Origin of the sequence: uncultured Thiodictyon sp. (assembly GCF_903828115.1) — a bacterium.
In the GTDB taxonomy this organism is placed as follows: domain Bacteria; phylum Pseudomonadota; class Gammaproteobacteria; order Chromatiales; family Chromatiaceae; genus Thiodictyon.
Genome location: NZ_CAIKKU010000661.1, coordinates 1 through 5946, shown reverse-complemented (window position 1 = coordinate 5946; position 5946 = coordinate 1). Strand labels below are relative to the sequence as shown.

Annotated in this window: 6 protein-coding genes; 5 read left to right on the top strand and 1 reads right to left on the bottom strand. The window is 59.1% G+C overall.

Annotated features, from left to right (window positions below):
- From QZY48_RS24940 to QZY48_RS24920, 5 genes are all read left to right on the top strand, one after another.
- On the top strand, nt 1-1069 hold a 1069-nt coding region (locus tag QZY48_RS24940; RefSeq protein ID WP_295436151.1), incomplete at its 5' end, for a J domain-containing protein.
- Complete coding sequence (locus QZY48_RS24935) at nt 1062-2363, top strand: hypothetical protein (protein ID WP_295436149.1); 1302 nt, start codon at nt 1062-1064, stop codon at nt 2361-2363. The genes QZY48_RS24940 and QZY48_RS24935, both read left to right, overlap by 8 nt.
- A gap of 253 nt (nt 2364-2616) precedes the next feature.
- Complete coding sequence (locus QZY48_RS24930) at nt 2617-3675, top strand: DUF4238 domain-containing protein (RefSeq protein WP_295436148.1); 1059 nt, start codon at nt 2617-2619, stop codon at nt 3673-3675.
- Nucleotides 3676-3811: 136 nt separating this feature from the next.
- Nucleotides 3812-4051, top strand: coding sequence for a type II toxin-antitoxin system Phd/YefM family antitoxin (locus tag QZY48_RS24925; protein ID WP_295436146.1), 240 nt, complete (start codon nt 3812-3814; stop codon nt 4049-4051).
- Nucleotides 4052-4102: 51 nt separating this feature from the next.
- Entirely contained in the window at nt 4103-4519 is a 417-nt protein-coding gene (locus tag QZY48_RS24920) for a type II toxin-antitoxin system VapC family toxin (RefSeq protein ID WP_295436144.1), read from the top strand.
- A 108-nt stretch (nt 4520-4627) separates the two neighbouring features.
- On the opposite strand, the gene QZY48_RS24915 is transcribed toward QZY48_RS24920, so the two are convergent.
- Nucleotides 4628-5785, bottom strand: a complete 1158-nt coding sequence (locus QZY48_RS24915) for an AAA family ATPase (protein ID WP_295436143.1) — start codon at nt 5783-5785, stop codon at nt 4628-4630.
- Nucleotides 5786-5946 lie beyond the last annotated feature (161 nt).

The window sequence follows — 5946 nt, the reverse complement described above, 5'->3', positions numbered from 1 at the left end:
GCGGGCGCAGGCCAACGACGAGAGCATCACCGTCATCGCCGCCGGTGACGACGACCTTGAGACCGGCATCGCCGCCGACTACCTCAACGCCTTCGACGCCCTCCTGGCCAAACACGGTCAAAGCACGTCCGCCATCGACCAGGCCCAACTGCGCCGTCGCCTGGAGATCGTCCGCAACCTCCTGTTGCTCGACGAGTGGGACACCCTCGCGCCGCAACTGGAGAAGCTCCGCCCCGCGGGTGCCGCGGCCCAACTCGAACCCCTGTTCACCGCCCTGCAAGACCGCGACACCGCCAGGGCCCTTGCCTGGATCGCCGACTACCTCCAGCGCGCCACGGCCCTGACCATCGCCACCGACCAGGAAATCGCCGACCTGCGTCTGACCCTGCGCGGCCTGGAGTATCAGGTCACCGCCCTGTCCGACGACAAGGCCGAGATCGAGCGGCTGATTCATGCCTTCTCGCTCCGCACCAGCCACGAGATCGGCGACCTGATCACCCGCTACCTGGAACTGCGCGCCGACAAGCTCCGCCGCCAGGCCGCGGTCGAGCAGGAGGCCGAAGCCGAGGCCGACAGCGCCCGCGCCGATTACGAGGACTACCGCGACGCCAACGAAACCGCCCGCGACACCCCGGCGCCCCCGCAACTCCCGCCCGACGACCTCAAGGAACTCAAACGCCTCTATCGACAGGCCAGCCAGAAGTGTCACCCCGACAAGGTGGACGCGGCCGACCGCGCCCACGCGAACCGGCTCTTCGTCCAACTCCAGGCCGCCTATCGCAACAACGATCTTGGGGGTGTGCGCGCCATCCATGCCGCGGTACGCGAGGGACACCTGTTCGTCGACCGCTCCCTGACCCTGACCGAAGCCGAGTCGCTGGGTCATGCCATTGCGGTGCTGCGCCGCGACCTGGACCAACTGGCCGCCCAGGTCCACCAACTGCACTGTGCCGAGACCTATCGCACGCTCAAGGACCTGACCGACTGGGACGCTTACTTTGTCGAACAGCGGGTTGCGCTGAAACAGGCCATCGAACAACTGGAAGCGGAGCTTGCCGAGCATGAGTGAGACGCCTGAATCCAACCCCGGTGCACTGGTTGTCAGTAGCCCCAAGGCGCTGGTCATTGCCAACCGGCAATTGCGCATTGCCGGGCAGGCACTGGCGCGGATCGAGCAAGAGCGGTATATCGAGTTCTTTGCGACGCATCCGGAGGCGTCGAAGGCGTTTGTGAAAGTAATCTCGAGGTTCTTTCCCTGTAGCGAAGCCATGATTGAATGCTACGTCAATCGCTGGCATTGGAACGGACTCAGTTCCAATGAAACTCTGCCATGGAGCGAAATTCTAATCATGCGCCACGCCGATCGCTGGGATTGGAACGGACTCAGTTCCAATGAAACTCTTCCATGGAGCGACATTCTAATCATGCGCCACGCCGATCGCTGGGATTGGAACAGTATCAGTTACAGTGGATTATGCTACAATAGTTCTCTACCGTGGAGCGAAGCGCTAATCGATCGCCACGCCAACCGCTGGAATTGGAAAAGCCTCAGTGCCAACGAAGCTCTACCCTGGAGCGAGGCGCTAATCGTACAGCACGCTGACCGCTGGGATTGGGAAACGCTCAGTTACAACGAAGGTTTACCCTGGAGCGAGGCGCTAATCACGTGCCACGCCGATCGGTGGAATTGGAGTAGGCTCAGTTTCAACGAGGCCCTTCCCTGGAGCGAGGCACTAATCATCCGCCACGCCAAGCGCTGGGATTGGGAAAGGCTCAGTTCCAACGAGGCCCTGTCCTGGAGTGAGGCGCTAATCCTGCGCCACGCCGGTTGCTGGGATTGGAGCAGCCTCAGTTCCAACGAAGCTCTGCCCTGGAGCGAGGCGCTAGTCGTACGCTACGCTGACCGCTGGGATTGGGAAGGACTCAGTTCCAACGAAGCTCTGCCATGGAGCGAAGCGCTAATCGATCGCCACGCAAATCGCTGGCATTGGAAAAGGCTCAGTTTCAACGAAGCCCTGCCCTGGAGCGAAGCCCTAATCGTACGCCACGCTGACCGCTGGGATTGGCGCAACCTCAGTTGCAACAGAGCCCTGCCCTGGAGCGATTCCCTAATCATGCGATATGCCGACCGCTGGGATTGGGAAACGATCAGTTCCAACACAGCCCTGCACTGGAGCGAGGAACTGATCGTGCGCCATGCCGACCGCTGGAATTGGGATTATATGGCCGCGAATGTCTTACCAAGAGTCCTAGCTCGTTGGTCTGAGGTATCGATCCGCGCGGTAATGGAACGGCGGTTTGCGAACACAGGCGAGAAAAGGCCCGGAACAGAGGGTGCGCAGGTCAGGTTAGGCGCGCCGTGACCCTACAGCACGCGAATCGTCGGGTTACGCTTCGCTAACCCGACCTACGAACTACGAACTCTAGGTTGTTCATAATGGCTTACTACCTTGTGAATCACGAGTGAAGGGCCACAGGTCCGAGTGAGAAACGAACTCCAACATGCTGACAGCTTGCCGGGGACATTGGTATTCCTTGAGAATCCCAACGAGCCGAATTGTAACATGAGCACGAAGTTCGGCAGATGCGAGCCTCATCCTAACAGCGTGAGCCACCATGGCAAACAACAAGAAGCACCACTATGTCCCGCAGTTCTACCTCCGGAATTTCTCAAGCGATGGCAGGAGCATTGCCCTCTATAGCATGGGTGCGGATCGTTTGGTCGTTAGGGCTTCAATTAAAAGGCAGTGCCAAGAAACATACCTATACGGAAATGACGGGCATCGGGAGAAGGCGTTTTCCCAGCTTGAGGGTGTGGCAGCGACGATCATCCGTGCAGTGCTTGATGGGTCGATACCACCGACGGAGTTTTCTGCGGAACATCAGGAGTTGATCTTCTATATTGTCACGCAACACGCACGTACCCTATATGCAGGGGAGGAATACGAAGAGAACTACGATAAGTTGAAGAGATACTTGCTTCGGCCAACGTTGCCACAGGAGGGTATAGCGCTTCAGGATCTCGATAAATTCCGATTTGTTCCTGGTGATCCCGTCGGACGAGTACTCGAGGCTACGATTCGCCGATATCAACTATTACTGGACCTTCGAGGGATCGTGCTAGCGAACCAAACAGATATCGGTTTCATTACGAGCGACAACCCTGTAGTGCTCTATAATCAATTACTTGAGGAGCGCCGCTTTGCAGGGAATACCGGATTTCAATCCGTTGGACTTCAGGTTTATTTTCCCGTTTCAGCAGACATCGCGGTCGTCTACTATGATCGTGATGTCTATGGGGTTGGCCGGAGAAATCCGAGCACCATCTTTGTAGAAAGCCGGTTAGATGTGCAACAGTTAAACGCGCTACAGTTTCTCAACGCCGCGGAGAATGTGTACTTCGATCACCGCAGAAACGATGCTCATGGAGTCTCACGAGAATTCCATGGCCTGCGTGGTCGGCGCCGCACCCGAAAAATGAATCTGATACCTCAAGACGAATCGCCGATCAAGCCGGACCAGACAAAGAATCTTGTTGGCTGCTTTCGTGAAGAAGTTCGCAATGATTTGCGCTTAAGTTTCTTGAAGACGCTGAAACGGGCCACGGCCGCGAAGCCAAGACTTATGGCTGGAATGTTTGTACGCAGACCTTTTCATCCGGCGCCCCCTCTCTAGGGCCGTAGGTTGAGATGACGCAGGAACCCCAACGTGGTCCGTGATCACCGAACCGAGAGGGACTCGAGCGCCTCACCCTGATCCATTCGGGCGCAGCACGTCCGAGCAGATATCAACAGCCCAAGGTAGCTATCAAATGTCCGATACATCGATTGTCAACGCGAAGGCGCGGCTGCCAAGCCTGGTGCAGCGGGCCGAGGCCGGAGAACCCATGCATATCACCCGCCGCGGCAAACGGGTGGCGGTGATCCTGTCCGAGCAGGAGTTCAGTCGCCTCACCAACGCACTGCCCAAGCCTACCGGATATCTCGACTTTCTTGCGGGTTGGCGCAAGCGCTTGCAGGAGTACGAATGCGAGCCGCTGACCGATCAATGAGGTCGCGAGCTTACGTTCCAAGGAGACCGGCCGGGATTTCTCTTGGGACCAATGAGATACCTCCTCGATACCAACGTCTGGTCGGAGATGGCGCGTTCGGAACCCATGGCATCCGTGCGCCGAGCCTTTCATCGTTACGACCTGCAATTCGCCATCGCTGCACCGGTGGCGGACGAACTGACATTCGGCGTTGCCCGACTCCCGAACTCCAAGCGCAAGATGCTTCTGGCAGAGTGGCTGCAGGAAACGCTGGATGCCTATCCCATTCTGCCTTTCGATCTTCCGGCCGCACGCTGGCATGGACAGGAGCGGGCACACCGAATGGCGATCGGACGACCGGCGCCCATGATCGATGGTCAGATTGCCGCCATCGCCGTCGTCAATCGTTTGATCCTGGTCACACGCAACACCGATGACTTCGACGGGTATCTGGGTCTGGAGGTCGAAAACTGGTTCACTTCGGAGTGAGAGAGTTGGTAAGTCCGGAGTTGGAGCAGGCTAATGACTTTCGTACCAAATCGAGCAACGCCGTCTTGGGATCGGTGAGTTCATGCGGCGTGGTGACGGCGAATGCAGTCATTGGAACAGGCCAAGCTTTCCTAAACCCTGCGGGCGCGCCTTCGGCAACAGGACCTCGGCGGGGGATAGCCCGGTGGCGAGCATTGCCACTTCTTCGTCGGTCGCGCCGCGGATCTGGGAACCGTCGTCGGTGGGTATGACCAGCAGGATGGCGCTCGCGTCGATGCTGTTACTCAGCATTGCCTCGCTGTGCGTGGTGATCAAGGTCTGCCGGCGATACTTCGCCTGACGCTTGATCCGATCGATCATCAGCGGGATCTGTCGCACGATCTCATCGTTCAGCGACAACTCCGGCTCCTCCAACAGCAACAGTGAGTCCCCCTCCAACAGCGACCAGAGCAGGGCGATGAGGCGCAGGGTGCCGTCCGAGAACTGATCCTCCCGGTGCCAGGCGCCCTGAGGGCGCCAGTGGGCGTACCGTGCCTCCATATGGGGCAGTCCGGTCATCTCGTCCCGGTTGAAACGCAGTTCCTGGAATTGCGGCACCGCCTTGGTCAACACCTGCTGGATCTTGCGCAGACGCGCAGCCAGGATGTTCTTCGGGGTGCGGGCCAAGCCATCCAGAAAGCCCTGACCGAAGGGGTCCTCCTCTAACCGGTTGCTGCTCAGCCGGTCGGCGAACTTCAGGAGTTGGGGAACCAGGTGCAGGTAGGTGGTAGACCGCAAGAAGGTCGCCAGTGACCGGAATTCGACATTGGCATTGACCTGCTCCAGGTGGCTCTGGGTCAAGCGCTCCTTGTCCCCGCGGTCGTGCTCGTCGGGGCGGCTCAAGAGACAGATGCCGTCGCGCTCGACCCGCTCCTCATGGACCATCGGCCGCTGCCGTCCCGTGCCCTCGCTCTTGAATCCGAGCACATAAAGCCAAACGCCGCGCTCGTCTTCTGCCGTGCTCCCGGAAAGCCGGACCTCGATCCGCACCTCGGTGTCTTGCCGCGCCTGAAGACAGCGCAGCTTCTTGATCCCGCCCCGCTCCGCGACCGCCCTTTGTAGGCCTCCGCCGGAGCTGTCCGCCACTGTGCGCAAAAAGCGAAACAGGTCCAGGAAATTGGACTTGCCGGAGGCATTCGGGCCGATAAGATAGGTGGTTTCGATCAGCGCGGCGTCGACCTTGCGGAAGTTCAGCCAGTTCTTGAGGCGGACATGGTCGATTCGCATGGTCTTGAACGCGTCTGTTATTGGCGGAAGGGCGTGGGAGTCGAACCCACCCGGGACCGCCTGACGGCCCCAACCGGATTTGAAGTCCGACGAATTCAACAGTCTACAACAAACCGCAGCAAGGAAAACAGGACTTTAGGGCGTCTCGCTTGTTGCCGTTG

Coding starts and splice junctions, on each gene's coding strand:
- QZY48_RS24920 (WP_295436144.1), top strand. CDS start 4,103: ATGAGATACCTCCTCGATACCAACGTCTGGTCGGAGATGGCGCGTTCG.
- QZY48_RS24925 (WP_295436146.1), top strand. CDS start 3,812: ATGTCCGATACATCGATTGTCAACGCGAAGGCGCGGCTGCCAAGCCTG.
- QZY48_RS24930 (WP_295436148.1), top strand. CDS start 2,617: ATGGCAAACAACAAGAAGCACCACTATGTCCCGCAGTTCTACCTCCGG.
- QZY48_RS24915 (WP_295436143.1), bottom strand. CDS start 5,785: ATGCGAATCGACCATGTCCGCCTCAAGAACTGGCTGAACTTCCGCAAG.
- QZY48_RS24935 (WP_295436149.1), top strand. CDS start 1,062: ATGAGTGAGACGCCTGAATCCAACCCCGGTGCACTGGTTGTCAGTAGC.